At 70.4% G+C, this 14,295-nt stretch carries 9 protein-coding genes; 2 read left to right on the top strand and 7 right to left on the bottom strand.

The window, feature by feature from the left end:
• Window position 1: 1 nt before the first annotated feature.
• The 7 genes from ACIBAF_RS32605 to ACIBAF_RS32575 form a co-directional block, all read right to left on the bottom strand.
• On the bottom strand, window positions 2–2,638 hold the full coding sequence (locus ACIBAF_RS32605) for an endo-beta-N-acetylglucosaminidase (protein ID WP_399467788.1): 2,637 nt from the start codon (window positions 2,636–2,638) through the stop codon (window positions 2–4).
• A 102-nt stretch (window positions 2,639–2,740) separates the two neighbouring features.
• Complete coding sequence (locus ACIBAF_RS32600; RefSeq protein ID WP_399467787.1) at window positions 2,741–5,062, bottom strand: glycoside hydrolase family 3 protein; 2,322 nt, start codon at window positions 5,060–5,062, stop codon at window positions 2,741–2,743.
• Window positions 5,049–6,350: a glycosyl hydrolase gene (locus ACIBAF_RS32595; RefSeq protein WP_399467786.1), complete on the bottom strand. Its 1,302-nt coding sequence runs from the start codon at window positions 6,348–6,350 to the stop codon at window positions 5,049–5,051. The genes ACIBAF_RS32600 and ACIBAF_RS32595 overlap by 14 nt, the downstream gene beginning before the upstream one ends.
• Window position 6,351: 1 nt before the next feature.
• Window positions 6,352–7,227 carry a carbohydrate ABC transporter permease gene (locus tag ACIBAF_RS32590; protein ID WP_399467785.1) on the bottom strand — a complete coding sequence of 292 codons (876 nt, stop codon included), beginning with the start codon at window positions 7,225–7,227 and terminating at the stop codon, window positions 6,352–6,354.
• Window positions 7,227–8,207, bottom strand: a complete 981-nt coding sequence (locus ACIBAF_RS32585; RefSeq protein WP_399467784.1) for a carbohydrate ABC transporter permease — start codon at window positions 8,205–8,207, stop codon at window positions 7,227–7,229. Before ACIBAF_RS32585 ends, ACIBAF_RS32590 begins: the two co-directional genes overlap by 1 nt.
• Window positions 8,204–9,508 (bottom strand): ABC transporter substrate-binding protein, encoded by a 1,305-nt coding sequence (locus ACIBAF_RS32580; RefSeq protein ID WP_399467783.1) that lies wholly within the window; start codon window positions 9,506–9,508, stop codon window positions 8,204–8,206. The genes ACIBAF_RS32585 and ACIBAF_RS32580 overlap by 4 nt, the downstream gene beginning before the upstream one ends.
• Window positions 9,509–9,596: 88 nt before the next feature.
• Complete coding sequence (locus ACIBAF_RS32575; RefSeq protein WP_399467782.1) at window positions 9,597–12,707, bottom strand: alpha-mannosidase; 3,111 nt, start codon at window positions 12,705–12,707, stop codon at window positions 9,597–9,599.
• A 207-nt stretch (window positions 12,708–12,914) separates the two neighbouring features.
• Here ACIBAF_RS32575 and ACIBAF_RS32570 point away from each other — a divergent pair, with 207 nt between their 5' ends.
• Both ACIBAF_RS32570 and ACIBAF_RS32565 read left to right on the top strand, forming a co-directional pair.
• Window positions 12,915–14,012 (top strand): LacI family DNA-binding transcriptional regulator, encoded by a 1,098-nt coding sequence (locus tag ACIBAF_RS32570; RefSeq protein ID WP_399467780.1) that lies wholly within the window; start codon window positions 12,915–12,917, stop codon window positions 14,010–14,012.
• The gene (locus ACIBAF_RS32565) at window positions 13,975–14,211 is read left to right on the top strand and encodes a hypothetical protein (protein ID WP_399467779.1); all 237 of its coding nucleotides are present in this window, start codon (window positions 13,975–13,977) and stop codon (window positions 14,209–14,211) included. The genes ACIBAF_RS32570 and ACIBAF_RS32565 overlap by 38 nt, the downstream gene beginning before the upstream one ends.
• Window positions 14,212–14,295 lie beyond the last annotated feature (84 nt).

The raw sequence follows: 14,295 nt of genomic DNA, 5'->3' as shown, positions 1-14,295 counted from the left end.
CTCACGCCCCACCGGAGTCGGGCAACACGACCTGGCTGCCCCGCAGGACCGTCTGCGTCCTGTTGCCCGCGTAGTCCTCCAGGACGGCGACGACCCTGCTGGCGGAGCGGGACATGGTCACTGTCATCGCGGCACGGGTGGTGCGGCCGCGGATGATGTACGGCTTGTTCCCTGATCCGTACGTCGTTGCGAACGACTTCGGCTGGCCGTCCTCCAGGACGGTGAGGGTGTGCCAGTCGGCCAGTGCGGGCCGGGAGAAGGTGAAGGAGTTTCCGCTGACCCGCACCGCGGAGGCGGGATAGGGCGTGATCTCGGCATCGGCGAAGGCGCCGCGAACGGCGGTCGTCGTGCCGCTCCCCGATCGTGCGGTCAGGACGTAGCCGGCGCCGTCGACGGGTACGCCGGTCAGTGTCGTGCCCGTGCCGCCGCCCGGGACGGTGACCTCCTTGGTGTAGGGGGCGGATGTGTCGACGCTCGTCACCTTCAGGGTGACCGGCTGCCCCGACGGTGGAGGCGTCCACGTCGCCTTGAGCGTGCCGTCCCGGGCGGCCACGGCAGTCACCTTGCCCGGCGCCGTCCCCAGGTCGAACGGCACGACGGCGGGCGCGCTCCGGCTGCCGTCCGGGCCCACCGCCACGACCTTGACGGTTCCCGAGGCGGCGGTGAAGTGCTTGGCGTAGAAGACGTCGTCGTAGATGCCCCCGAGGTAGGTGTCGTCCAGGTACACGTCGTAGCGGCGGACGGTGTCGTAGTCGCTGCGCTGCCAGGAGAGGAACAGTTCGTCGGTGTCGGGCAGCAGTTGGGTGATGGCCAGACCCTGGGGGACGGCCGGTGTGCGGTCGACGCCGTCGTGCAGGGCCAGGGCGCCCAGGTTGACCTGGTACCTCTCGATGGGCTGCGCTCCGGCGGCGACGACCAGGCCGAGCGAGGCGATGCGCCGGCCCGCATAGGCGGACAGGTCGGCCGTGGCGGTCGTCCAGCCGTCGGTGCGCCGGCCGGAACCGGCCAGGGGAACCTGCACGACCTTGTCCGGGTCGGAGGCCAGCACCAGGGCGAGCCGCAGTTCGGAGTCGTCGTCGGCCGAGGGCTTGGCGTAGGTGAGGTCGAGCGTCGAGGCGGATGTCACGGTCAGGTCGGTCTTGTAGAGGCGCACCGTGTTGTCACTGGCGAGCGTGCCGCTGAGGACGAGGGAGCTGCCGCCGTCGTAGGCGCCGATCTTCTGGTAGGAGAACCTGCTCGCCGGGGTGTACTCGGGGCCGTAGTCGAAGTCCGCGGTCAGCGGCGAGCGGGCCGCGTCGATCCACCACTGCCAGGTGACCGGGATGTCCTGGAGGTTGATGTTGCCCCACTCGGCGTCGTTGGACAGCCTGCCCTCGTTCCAGGTCGACAGGCCGTGGCCGGTGTTGAACGACGTGGCGAAGGTGCTGCCGTTGATGACGGAGCGTTCGGCGATGTATTTCGAGATGCCCTTCCAGGCGCCGTCGGGGCTGGTGGCGCCCTGGGAGGAGCCGGTCCACCAACGGCGTTCCCGGTCGAAGACCTGCGCCTGGGCGTCGTCGTGGGTTTTGTCCGCGTAGTCGGAGGAGACGAAGTCGGCGCCGAGTGTGGCGATGGCGTTCATGGGGGCGCCGTCGGCGCCGAGGTTGTCGTCGAGGTTGTAGGGCTGGTCGAACTGGTACATCCCCGCCTCGACGCCGGCGAAGACGCTTTTGCGGGAGTCCAGGCCCAGACCGGCCGCGTACGCTTTCGAGTTGGTGAGCTTGGTCTTGTTCCACCAGTAGTTCAGGAAGGTGGAGGCGGACACGTCACCGAGCCGGGAATCGCGCACGAAGGGGGCGTTGACCGCGTTGAACTCGTTCTGGTAGGAGATCGCGCCGGTCGAGTTGTCGATGGAGTCGTACCACTGCACGTAGAGCCCGCCGTCGCGCAGCTGCTTGAGGAACTGCTTGTAGGCCGGGATGTCAGCCGGGGCGACGGAGCTCTCCTGGTTGGCGAAATAGCCGTCGAAGCCGTAGTACTCGGCGATCTCGATGAGCTTCCTGGCCGCGGGGAAGCCGCCGCCGGCGTCGCGGACCAGCAGCTCGGAGTAGGCCTGGTCGCCGCGGTCGTTCGGGGAGAAGAAGATGCAGCCCAGTGACCGCACGCCGTTCGCGTGCGCGGCGTTGGTGTAGCCGGGGTTGGGCAGGTTCAGCATCCCGAACTCGAACCATTTCTCCCGCCAGTCCAGGTTCGGGTCGTAGTAGTCCCTCGGGACGCCCTCGGTGGGCATGCCGTGCCAGGACGCGTAGACGTCCGTGTACTGCCAGTAGTTGAACAGGTACTGGCTGAACTCGTTGGTGTACGGGTGGCTTTCGAAGAAGGCGTTGCCGTAGTCGCCCGCCAGCGTGAGCTGTTGGGTCTGCGTGGGCAGCGCCCGGTTGCGCTGGGTCGCCGAGTTGGCGACCACCCGCTGCTGCAGCGGCACCTTCGCGCGCAGGTACTCCGCGTCGGTGTCGTCAGCGGGGTTCCAGCGCAGCAGGTCGGTGGGTGAGTAGCCGTGCTGGTAGGGCTGGTTGGCGCCCACCGCGCTGTCACCGGTCCAGGGCAGGGTGTCGGTGGCCACGGCGCTCTTGGCGTCGAGCGTGAGCGCGAGTACCACCGCCAGCGCACCGGCACAGGCCCGTAGGGCGGACCGTCTTCCCGTTCCGCTTCCCGTTCCGCGATGCCGTAACAACACGTTGCCTCGCTTTCTCCGAAGGGGCTACCGGGGCATGGCCGGCTCCGAGGACGGGCCGGTCCGCGAAGTGCCGTAAGGGTGGAGGACGGTGTGCAGGTCCGCCACGTACAGATCGGTTCGCGCCCGCGGGCTCGCGCCTTCAGCCAGGCAGCGAGCGGCGGGCAGGTCCCAGACGACGGTGACGCGGGCTCGCGCGGGGACGGTCACCCGCTGGAACGCGAGCAGTTCCCGCAGTCGGGGCAGGACGACTCCGCCGCCGCGGTGGGCGAACAACGGGACGACGACCTCGGCGTCGGCGTCGGCCGGGTTGGTCAGGCCGACGCTGACCTGGACGGCCGGCCCCGCCATGTCCGCCGTGAGCCCGTCGAAGACGACCGGCCGGTACCGCAGGCCGAAGCCGAAGGGGAAGAGCACCGGGTCCGGCGCATCCCGGTAGACGTCGGCGGCCGGATGCCGGTCGTTGTACCGCACCGGGACCACGCCGGGACGACGGGGCACGGTGAACGGCAGCCGGCCCACCGGTTCGACGACGCCGAGGAGGACGTCGACGATGGCGCCGGCGCCGTGGGGGCCGGGGTACCCGGCCCACAGCACGGCGTCCGTGTGCTCGGTCACCGCGGTGAGCACATGCGGCCGGCCCGCGACCACGACGGCGACCACGGGGCAGCGTGAGCGTGCCCGCACGGCGGCGACCAGCGCGTCCTGGTTTCCGGGCAGGGACACGTCCGCGAGGTCGACGCCCTCGCCCGCGGTGGCCATGACCGGGGCCTCGGCCACAGCGCCGTTGGCGGCGAAACGGTCGGCGTAGGCGCGGTGGCTCGTTCCGCCGAGGGCGAGGACCACCAGGTCGGCGTCGCCCAGATCGGCCGCCGACGGCACGCTCGGGGAACTCGCCACCGTGGCGTGCGGCAGGGCTCGGCGCAGAGCGACCTCCAGGCCGACCGCCGCCCCCTCCTCGGGCAGGGGCGGAACGTAGTCCCCCAGAAGCGCGGTGACATCGCGGGCGTTGGGGCCCGCCACCACCACCTTGGTGAGGCTGCGCGGATCCAGAGGCAGCAGGTCTCCGGCGTTCTGCAGCAGCACCAGGGACTGCCGGGCCAGGCGCCTGGACACCCGGTCCGTGGCACGGGCGGCGAGCGTCAGCCGCTCCCGTGCGGCCGCCCTGCCTCCTGCGGTCTCCGCGACCCCGGTGGCGTGGGCGGACCGCGCCTCGTCGTGGCCGGACCCGCCGCCGCCCCGGTCCGGCAGCAGGCCCATGCGGTACTTCAGCGTGAGCACCCGGCGGCAGGCGGCGTCGACCAGTGCGGCCAGCCCGCGGTCCTCAGCCGCGGCCGAGTCCAGCAGGGCGAAGGAGTCGTCCCACAGCGAGAGGTCCACGCCGGCCTCCAGCGCGGCCGCCGCGGCGGCGACCGGGCTTTGGGTCATGGTGGCCAGCCGGTCCACGGCCAGGCCGTCCGCCATGACGATCCCGTCGAACCCGCACTCGGTGCGCAGGAATCCGGTGAGCAGCTCACGGTTGGCGCAGCACGGCACGCCGTCGATGTCGTTGTACGCCGCCATGAACCCCCGCGCGCCCGCCTCCACCGCCGCCCGGACGCAGGGCAGATGCAGTTCATGCAGGTCGCGGGCGCCGATGACGGCGGACTGGCCGTTGCGCCCGCCGACCGCCTCGCCCTGGGCGGCCAGGTGCTTGAGGACGACGGCGACACCGCCGGGGGCGGGTGTGTCCTGACCGCCGTTCTGCATGCCGGTCACCACGGCCCGGGTGAGTTCGGCCGCCAGCAGCGGATCCTCCCCGAAGCACTCCTCGGCCCGGCCCCAGCGCGGATCCCGCAACAGGTCGAGGGCCGACACCAGGGCGAGGTGCACCCCGCTCGCGGCCAGTTCCTCGGCGACGGACGCCGCCGCCTCCGTCAGCGTCCGGGGGTCCCAACCGGCGGCGACAGCCAGGTTCGTGGGCAGCAGCGTGCCACCGAGGGCCTGGTGACCGTGTGGCGCCTCCTCCGAGAGCAGGACGCCGATGCCGTGCCGGCCGGCCCGGACCGCCTCCTCCTGGACCAGGGCCGCGACCTCGGCGCGTTCCTCGGGGCGGATGCCGTCGTCCCAGGTGCGGCCCGACCAGGCGTCCGCGCGAAACACCCCGTACAGGGCCCCGAGGCCGCCCCACCGGTCCAGTTCGGCCCGCGCACGGTCGGTGAGCCGGAACCCGCCGTCGGCGGTGCGTTCGACGGCCTGCCAGCCGTACAGCCGTTGGTTGAGCTGGCCGACCTTCTCGGTCAGGGACAGCTCGGCGAGGAGGCGCTCGACGGCGGAGGGCGAGGCCCTGCTGAGGTCAGCCGTCGACATGGGCGGCGGTCCGTTGCAGTACCTCGGCGTCGCTGACGGAGGTGTAGAAGGTGCGGCCGGTCGGGTCGGCGGAGACCAGACGCTCGATTCCGCGAGCGCTGAGGGCGCCGGTGTCGGCGGCGGTGCCGGAGGTGACGAGAGCGGGGCGCGCGCCGGCGCGGGCACGATCCATCCACGCTTCGAAGACGCCGCCCCCCGGCGAGAGTTCGGCCCGGGAAAGGGGCACGTCCGCGCCGTCGACCGGAACCACGACGGCTTCGCGCCGGGACGCGGGACGCGGCCGGTCGCGCAGTTCCGCGGCGAGTTCGGCGAAGCGCCGCCCGATCGGCTTCACCTCCGAGTCGGCGCCCAGCAGGCCGAGGCTGTGTTCCAGATCGGGGAAGTCGCCCAGTCGGCGGTCCACGTCGTGCGAGCACCACCAGGTGATCCCCCACAGCGTCTCGCTGTCGGCCGCCGCGCGTACCGTCCGCTCGCAGAAGTCGGGCGCCTGGGCCTCGGTGAGCTGGTTGAGCGGCGCGCCGACCTCCTGCAGCCACACCGGGCGGGCGGCGTCCACGGCGAAGGCGCGTGACAACTCCACGAGGTAGGCGGCGTGGTGGACGCTCTCGTGTGACATGGGGCCGTATCCCTGCGCGGTGCCGTTGAAGATCCAGGAATGCACCACGCTCATCCCGCCGAACCGGCTGGAGTGGGACGGTACGAAGGCGTGCCCGTCGGCGTACCACACGGCGTCGAACTCGGCGTTGAGCCGGAAGTGGCGGGCCACGCGCGGCCCGGCCCCGTGCAGCGCGCCGAGCCAGGACGTCACCTGCTCCGTCGTGGCGGACATCGGGGTGGGGTGCATCGCGGAGGCGAACTGATTGATTTCGTTGCCCAGGGTGAGCCCGAGGAAGTTGGGCAGGTCGTGCAGCTGCTCCTCGAACGCTTCGACCAGGTGGACCTGGGCGGCGACGGCGTCGGGGTCACTGAACATGCTGCGCCGGTGCCAGTCCGTCAGCCAGCTCGGCACGAAATCGAATCCGGACAGGTGTCCCTGCAGGACGTCGACGCCGGCGTCCAGACCGGCCTCACCGGCGATCTCCACGACCCGGCGGACGTCCCGCAGGGCGCGGCGGCGGATCAGCGTCCGGTTCGGCTGCACCACAGGCCACAGCGGCAGGACGCGGATGTGATCGAGCCCCAGGGCTGCCACGGCCTCCAGGTCGCGGCGGACGGCTTTCCAGTCCGGATCCAGCCAGGAGTAGAACCAGTCCTGGGAGGGGGTGTAGTTGACTCCGAACCTCAGCATCTCAACCTTTCAGTCCGCCGGCTTCCAACCCACGGAAGAAGTAGCGTTGCAGGACGGCGAAGAACGCGATGATGGGAACGAGGGCGATGATCGTGCCGGCGGCGATGAGGCGCGGATCGTCGTAAAAGGTGCCGCGCAGCCGGTTCAGACCGACGGTGAGGGTGTAGTTCTGTTCGTCCGACAGGACGATCAGCGGCCACAGGAAGTCGTTCCACGAGCCGACGAAGGAGAACACCGCCACGACGGTGATCACGCCCCTGACCTGGGGGACGGACACCCGGATGAACCGCTGCCAGGCATTGGCGCCGTCCACGACGGCGGCCTCCTCGAACTCCGGCGGAAGAGCGCGGAAGGCGTTGCGCATCAGCAGCACGTTCAGTGCCGCCACGAGGGTCGGCAGGGCGACGGAGAAGAGCGTGTCCGCCAGTCCGGCCGCCCTGACCATGAGGAACTGCGAGATCAGCACCGCCTCCGACGGCACCAGCAGGGCCGCGACGACGAGCACGGTCACCACGGACCTGCCGCGGAAGCGCAGTTTCCCCAGGGCGTAGCCGGCGCAGGTCGCGCCGACGACGTTGCCGGCCACCGCCATGACCGCCACCAGCAGCGAGTTGAACAGGTAGTGCGGTACCGGGATGCGGTCCAGCACCGTGCCGAAGTGCTCGAACGTGGGGTGTTCGGGGATCACCCGGGGCGGCCGCTCGTACAGCGGCTCGCCCGCGCCCTTGAGGGACAGCGAGAGCTGCCACACCAACGGGCCCGCCAGCAGCAGGGCCATCAGCGCCAGAACGGTGTACCGGGCCACCGCGCCGGGCAGGGCCCGACGCCGGCCGCGGGGCGCCCCGGCCCCGGTGCGGGGGGAGTCGAGGTGGGACATCAGGAGTTCCTCTGCTTGCGCTGTACGGCGAGTTGCGCCAGGAGCAGCCCGCCGAGGATGACGAACATGACGAGACTGATCGCGCTCGCGTATCCGGTACGCGCCTGCAGACCGGTGCCCTCGCGCTGGATGAGCATGGTCATCGTGAGGTCGCCGCCACCCACCCCTCCCGTGCCGTCGGTGAGGACGTAGATCTCGCCGAACACCCGGAACGCGGCCACCGAGGACAGCACCGCGACGAGCGCCATGGTCGAACGCACCCCGGGGACGGTGACGTCGAGGAAGGTGCGCACCGTGCCCGCCCCGTCCACGGCCGCCGCGTCGTACAGGCTGCGGTCGATGTTCACCAGGGCCGCCAGGTAGATCACCATGTAGTAGCCGATGCCCATCCACACGGTGACGAACATCGCGCTGAAGAGGAGCAGCCACCGGTCGCTGAGGAAGGGGAAGGGCTCGGAGGCGACACGGAGCGTGCCGGCGAGTTCGTTCACCAGGCCCTGTTTGTCGAGCATGTTCGTCCAGATCAGCCCGACGACGACCGGTGACATGATGACGGGCAGGTACATGGTGGTGCGGAAGAAACCGGCCAGCCGCCGTGTCGAGCTCACCAGCGCGGCGAGAACCAGCGGCAGGACCACCATGACGGGCACGACACACACCGTGTAGAGGCCGGAGTTCAGCAGGGCCGTCACGAACCGCTCGTCGGCGAACATCTTCCGGAAGTTGTCCCCGCCCACGAACCCGCCGGTCCTCAGCAAGGTCGAGTCGGTGAAGGCGAGTTGAAGCGTGTTGACGAACGGCACGAGGACCATGAGCACGATGACGGTCAGCGCCGGCGCCAGGAACAGCCACGGGGTCAGGAACCAGCGATGGGTGGACAGGTGGCCTCGGCGCCGGCGCACCCGGCCGCTCGGCCGGTCGGGGAACGCGCTTCGTGCGGTGGTGCGTTGCGCGGTGGTGCGTTGGGCCGTGGTCGTCATCCGTTCGCTTCCAGCCGTTCGTTGGAGTACTTGACGGAAGCGTCGAGCGCCGCTTTCACGGACTTCTTGCCCAGCAGGGCCTGCGCGATCTGCTCACGCAGCGTCTCGCTGTCCGCGGATCCCGAGAACGCCGGGGGCCACCACACGACCGCCTTCTTCACCTGGGCGGTGCTCTCGATCCGTACCTTGGTGGCCGGATCGCCGTCGTCCTTGGTGAAGTACGGGTCGTCCAGCGTTCCGGCCGACGAGGGGAAGACGGAGGCCTTCTTGGCGAACGCGAGCTGGTGGGCGGAGTCCGTCACGTACTTGGCGAACGCCACGGCCAGGGCCTGGTGCTCAGACCGTGCGTTCACCACGAGCGACTCGATGTACATGTTGGGCGAGCCGTTGTTGATCCGCGGCCCGATCGCCAGGTTCTTGTAGACCTTGGGCGCCGTGTCCTTGAGGTCGGTGAGGGTGTAGGAACTGCCGGGCAGATAGGCCAGACGGCCCGCCTTGAACTCCTCGACCTCCTTGGTCTGGAGGTTGTTGAGCGCCTCCTCGGTGAACCCCTTCTTGGCGTACAGATCCTTGAACCGCTCGACGAGCTCCACGCCCTTGGCGTTGTTGTACGTGAACTTCTTGCCGTCCTTGTCCATCAGCTCCACGCCGTACTCGCCGAAGGTCTCGATGGCGGGCATCCTGGCGATCATCTCGTCGTCGGAACACTTGCCGGCCATGGTCTCGGCCTGGTCGAACAGCTCGTCGTAGGTGGTGGGGAGCTTGGCGGCACTCAGACCGCACTTCTCCAGCAGCGCCTTGTTGAAGAACGACGGCCCGGTGTTCAGGTACCACGGGTAGCCGTACGTGCCGCCGCCCAGGCCGTCGAACGTCATCGCCTCCCACGCCTTGTCCAGGTACTTGCCCTTGGCTTCGGGATCGGCCTTGCCGAGGTCCAGCACAGTGCCCGCCTGCGCGAGGGTGTAGGCGGCCTCCGGCCCCATGTCGACGACGTCGGGGAGCGAGCCGGCCGCGGCGTCGGCGGACAGCTTGTCCTGGTAGCCCTCGGCGGGCTGGTCCACCCACTTGACGTCCGTGCCCGGATTCGCCTTCTCGAAGGAGGCGATGAGGTCGTTGAAGTACGAGGTGAACTTGTCGTTCTTCAGGTTCCAGGTCTGGAACGTGATCGTGCCGGACACCTCTCCGCCCGAGGCATCCGAGGCCTTCGGCGTCGAGCCGCCGCCGATGACGCACGAGGACAGCAGCAGCGATCCGAACAGGGCGCCCGCGACGAGCGTGGGCCGTCTGCCCGTTGATGTCATGTGGGTTCTCCTCACGCGTGGTGCGCAACGGTGTGGGACGGTGTGGGTGCGTGACGGTGGGGTGCGTGGCGGTGTGGAACGGCGGAGGTCAGGTGGTGATCCGCAGGGTCGCCACCTGGAAGGGGCCGAGGTCCAGGTACGCGCCGTCCGCGGGGACGGACCCGTCCGAGGCGGGGTGGAGGGCCCCGGGCAGGCCGTCCTCGGGCCGGAAGTCGCGTTCGAGCAGATCCGTCTCGCGTACGACGAGGTCCGTGCCGAGGGCGGCGGACGGGCGCAGCAGGGCCCGTGCCCGCCCGCCCTGGGTCTCATAGACCCGCACGACGAGGTCCTGCGAACCGTCGTCCGCGAGTTTGACCCAGTCGACGATCGCGTGACCGCTCAGCGGCTCCAGCTGTACGAGGGGACGCAGGTGCGCGGGGCCGCTCACCTCGGGTGCGTTGAACCGGTAGGCGGCCTCCACCGCGGCGGGCACGTCCACACCGGGCAGCAGGGCCCAACGGAAGGTGTGACGGCCCACGTCGGCGTCCGGGTCGGGAAACCGGCTGCCCCGCAGCAGAGACAGCCGGACGACGGTGGCGTCGCCCTGGGCTCGCGCGTCGGCGCCGTACATGGTGTCGTTGAGGATCGCGAAGCCGTAGGCGCCGTCGGCGATGTGGACGTACCGATGCATGGCGGCCTCGAACATGGCGTCCTCGGCCGCGGTGTTCACCAGCAGCGGACGCTCCACGTACCCGTACTGCGTCTCGAACCGCGCGGTCCGGGCCATGACATGGACCGGCAGTGCGACCTTGAGCAGGTGCTCGCGTTCCCGCCAGTCGACGGCGCACTCCGTCTCCAGCCGCCCGGCGCCCGCGCGCAGCCACGTCGTCACGGTGAACACCGAGGCGCCGAACCGGCGGACGACCTCGACGCCGGCGTCGGGGCCGTCGTGGACCACCCTGCGGCCGGTGACCTCGCCGACCGTTCGTGGCCGGCGCAGGGTGTGGCGGTCCACGTCCCAGGCGTCCCAGCGCACCGGCTCGTCACGGAAGATCTGCAGCTCGTTGGCGCGCCTGCCGGGCGGCACGGTCTCCCGGCCGCTGCGCAGGTCGACGAGTGAGACGAGGTGGCCGTCGGCGTCGACGACGGCCCGGAGCAGTCCGTCGTCCAGCACCGTGGCTTTGGCCTCGGTGCCCGTGACCCGGACGGCGGCCGGATCGCCCCCGGCGCCGGTCGGGCCCTGGACGGGGGCGGGAAGGAACGGAGGCAGCGCCGCGGCGGCCCCGTCGTCCCCCGCTCCACCCAGTGTCTTGGCGGCCCGCTCGACGATGTCGTGCAGGCGCGCCACGGCAGTCCGGTAGAAGGCGCGCGCCTCACGGTGCACCCAGCTGATCGAGGTGCCGGGCAGGATGTCGTGGAACTGATGCAGGAGCACACCGCGCCAGATCTCGTCGAGTTCCTTCCGCGGCCAGGGCGTGCCGTGCAGGACGGTGGCGGCCGCGCTGAGGTACTCGGCGGCCCGGAGCAGCGACTCGCAGCGCCGGTTGTACCGCTTCATGGCCGCCTGAGACGTCAGAGTGCCCCGGTGCAGCTCCAGATACAGCTCACCGCGGTGGACGGGAGCGAGGGACGGTGAGGCTTCGGTGATCGCCTGGAGTTCGGTCTCGGCGTCGTGGAAGAACTCCGCCGGGGTACGCGAGGCGACGCGTGGAGCGCCCTCCAGGTCGGCGAAGCGGCGCAGCCGTTCCGCCATCTCCGTGGTGGGACCGCCGCCGCCGTCTCCGTAGCCGTAGGGCAGCAGGGAGTGGGAGGCGATGGCCTTGTCCTTGAAGGTGCTGACCGCGTGCCGCAGTTCGCGGGCGGTGACCTCGGCGGCATAGGTCTCCGCGGGCGGGAAGTGGGTGAAGATCCGGGTGCCGTCGATGCCCTCCCACCAGAAGGAGTGGTGGGGGAAGGCCGTGGTGTCGTTCCATGAGATCTTCTGCGTCAGGAACCAGCGTGCGCCGGCCCGGCGCGCAAGCTGTGGCAGCGCGCCCGAGTAGCCGAAGGAGTCCGGCAGCCACACCTCGCGCGTCTCGATGCCGAACCGGTCGAGGAAGTACCGCTTGCCGTAGGTCAGTTGACGCACCATGGACTCACCGGTGGGTAGGACGCCGTCCGGCTCCACCCACATCCCGCCGACCGGGACGAGACGGCCCTGCTCGACGTACCGGCGTAACCGGTCGAAGAGTTCGGGGTGGTGCTCCTCCAGCCAGGCGAAGTGCTGCGCGGCGGACATGGTGTAGATCAGGTCCGGGTGGGTGTCCAGCAGCGCGAGGACGTTGGAGACGGTGCGGCCGATCTTGCGCACCGTTTCGCGCAGCGGCCACAGCCACGCCGAGTCCATGTGTGCGTGTCCCACGGCGGTGATCCGGTGGGCGCTGTGGTGGGCGGGCGCGGCGAGCAACGGCGCCAGCACCGCGCGTGCCTGCCGTGCGGTGGCCGCCGCGTCGGTCTCGTCGTAGACGTCCAGGGCCTCTTCGATGCCGCGTAACAGCCGCCAGCGCCGTGGTTCTTCCTCGGTGAGTTCCGCGGCCAGGCCGCCCAGTACGTCCAGGTCGCACAGCAGGCCGTGCACGTCGGGGGAGAACACGGCGGTCTCCGCCCGGCGCAGCCTGAACTCCTCGAACGGCTCCCGCGCGCCCTTCTCACCGTGCTCGGTGACGACGAAGGGCGGCAGACCTAGCAGGAGGGGATTGGCGGCGGCCTCGACATGGACCACGAAGCGTCCCTCGGTGTCGAGCAGACCGCAGTCGTGGTCGGGGTCCTTGAGCCGGATGCTGCTCTGCCGGGGATGGAGCCCTTTGACGACGGTGCCGTCCCCGGTGAAGACCAGGCCCTCACAGTGACCGCCGACCGAGTGGTCGAACCAGCCGAGGTCCAGCACGAGGTCGACAGGTCCGGCCTGACCGGGGTTCACCGTGCCGTGGACCCGGAACCAGGTCGTGGACCAGGCAGGGCCCCAGCTGTCGCCCAGCGCGAAGGGCCGGTGGTCGGGACGGGTGCGGCCCGCGTCGGTGGTCAGCCCGAGTGCGTGACCGGGGCTCACTGGTTCACCATCGTCCCCGACGGTCCAGGCCTCGACCAGGACTTCCGCAAGCCGGGTGCGGACGCGGGGGAGGATGCGTTCCCGCCGTACGCGGTCGAGCCGGTCGAGTGTCGAAGCGAAGTGATTGTGCACCTTGGATCTCTCCGTACGGGAGGGCGAAGGAGCCGGACCAATAACGTCATTGCTTCGATGTGCAGTCAGCAGTGCATGCCGTGCAGATGCTCTAATACGTTTTAGTCTTGGTGCGAGTGGCGGCAGACTAATACGTTTTAGCAGCGCAGTCACCGCGCCGAATCATCACAGTCGGGTAACGCCGGTACGGCCGGCGGTGGAGGTCCGATGGCACGGAAGAAGCAAGCGGGAGCGGGGCAGGCGGCGCCACGTCTCAAGAGCACCGACATCGCGCGGCTGGCCGGTGTGTCGGTCTCGGCGGTCTCCCTGGCGATCAACGGGCGTCCGGGTCTGAGCGAGGCGACGCGCCGGCGGATCCTCGAGGTCGCCGACGAGCTCAACTGGCGTCCGCACCGGGCCGCGAGCGCGCTCAAGGGCGCGTCCAGCGACGTGGTCGGCATCGTCATCGCCCGTCCCGCCCGGACGCTCGGCGTGGAGCCCTTCTTCGCGCACTTCCTTTCCGGCCTGCAGTCCTGCCTGTCCGGCCAGGGCATCGCCACCCAGTTGCTCATCGTCGAGGACACCGAGGCGCAGACGGCGGTGTACCGGCGCTGGGCGGCGGAGAACCGCGTCGACGGGCTGGTCCTGCTCGACCTGGAGGTCGACGACCCCCGGCCACAGCTCGTCGCCGACCTGGGCATTCCCGCGGTGACGCTGGGAAGTCACGACAGTCCCATGCCGCTGACCAGCGTATGGGTGGACGACCACGCCGCGATGGTCGGCATTCTGCGGTATCTGTCCTCCCTGGGGCACCGCCACATCGGACATGTCAGCGGCATCACGTCCTTCCAGCACACCCGGCGCCGGCTTCAGGCCATCGGCGACGTACGCACCACGCTCGGCACGGAGGTGGACTCCATCCCGACCGACTTCTCCGACGCCCAGGGTGCGGAGGCGACCCGTCGACTGCTCCGGGCGGGCCGTCGCTGTACGGCGATCGTCTACGACAGCGACGTCATGGCGATCGCCGGTCTCGGCGTGGCCACGGAGATGGGCCTCTCCGTCCCGGGCGACGTCTCGCTCGTGTCCTTCGACGACTCCGTCCTCACCACCATGGCGCATCCGCCAGTCACCGCGTTGACCCGCGACACCTTCGCACTGGGCACGCTCACGGCCACCGAACTGCTCCGGGTGATGTCCGACGACCCGGACCCCCGTGCCACGCAGGCTCCTACACCCCGGCTGGTCGTACGAGGAAGTACGGCTCCGCCGGCTCCTCCTGCCGACCGTGGTCCGCATCCGGCCGGCGCCGTGGAGGGGCGCTGAACGGGCGAAGCCGAGGGGGCCCGCCGGCGGGTGGCTGCGCGGTGACGCCCCCGTCAAGGGCGCCAAGGGCAAGCGGACCCGCAAGGTTCCCGTCGTCGAGGAGATCCGCCCCCTCGTCGCCCGACTCGTCCTGTCCGCCGGCCCGCACGACGTACGCACACCGCGCTCGCTGCCGAGCCCGATCGCCGTCACCCGCTGACCCCGGTCAAGGACGCCGGTCCCCGCCTGGTCCCCAAGAACGGCCAAGGGCCGGTTTCGGATTCCTCCGAAACCGGCCCTGACC

Origin of the sequence: Streptomyces sp. NPDC051677 (assembly GCF_044453465.1) — a bacterium.
Taxonomy (GTDB): Bacteria; Actinomycetota; Actinomycetes; order Streptomycetales; family Streptomycetaceae; genus Streptomyces.
The sequence above is the reverse complement of the archived record's forward strand: the minus strand, read 5'-3'. Positions and strand labels throughout refer to the sequence as shown.

What these genes read in the sequence shown, in the direction of transcription:
- ACIBAF_RS32585 (WP_399467784.1), bottom strand. Translation starts at nt 8,207, where the DNA reads ATGACGACCACGGCCCAACGCACCACCGCGCAACGCACCACCGCACGA.
- ACIBAF_RS32580 (WP_399467783.1), bottom strand. Translation starts at nt 9,508, where the DNA reads ATGACATCAACGGGCAGACGGCCCACGCTCGTCGCGGGCGCCCTGTTC.
- ACIBAF_RS32595 (WP_399467786.1), bottom strand. Translation starts at nt 6,350, where the DNA reads ATGCTGAGGTTCGGAGTCAACTACACCCCCTCCCAGGACTGGTTCTAC.
- ACIBAF_RS32570 (WP_399467780.1), top strand. Translation starts at nt 12,915, where the DNA reads ATGGCACGGAAGAAGCAAGCGGGAGCGGGGCAGGCGGCGCCACGTCTC.
- ACIBAF_RS32590 (WP_399467785.1), bottom strand. Translation starts at nt 7,227, where the DNA reads ATGTCCCACCTCGACTCCCCCCGCACCGGGGCCGGGGCGCCCCGCGGC.
- ACIBAF_RS32600 (WP_399467787.1), bottom strand. Translation starts at nt 5,062, where the DNA reads ATGTCGACGGCTGACCTCAGCAGGGCCTCGCCCTCCGCCGTCGAGCGC.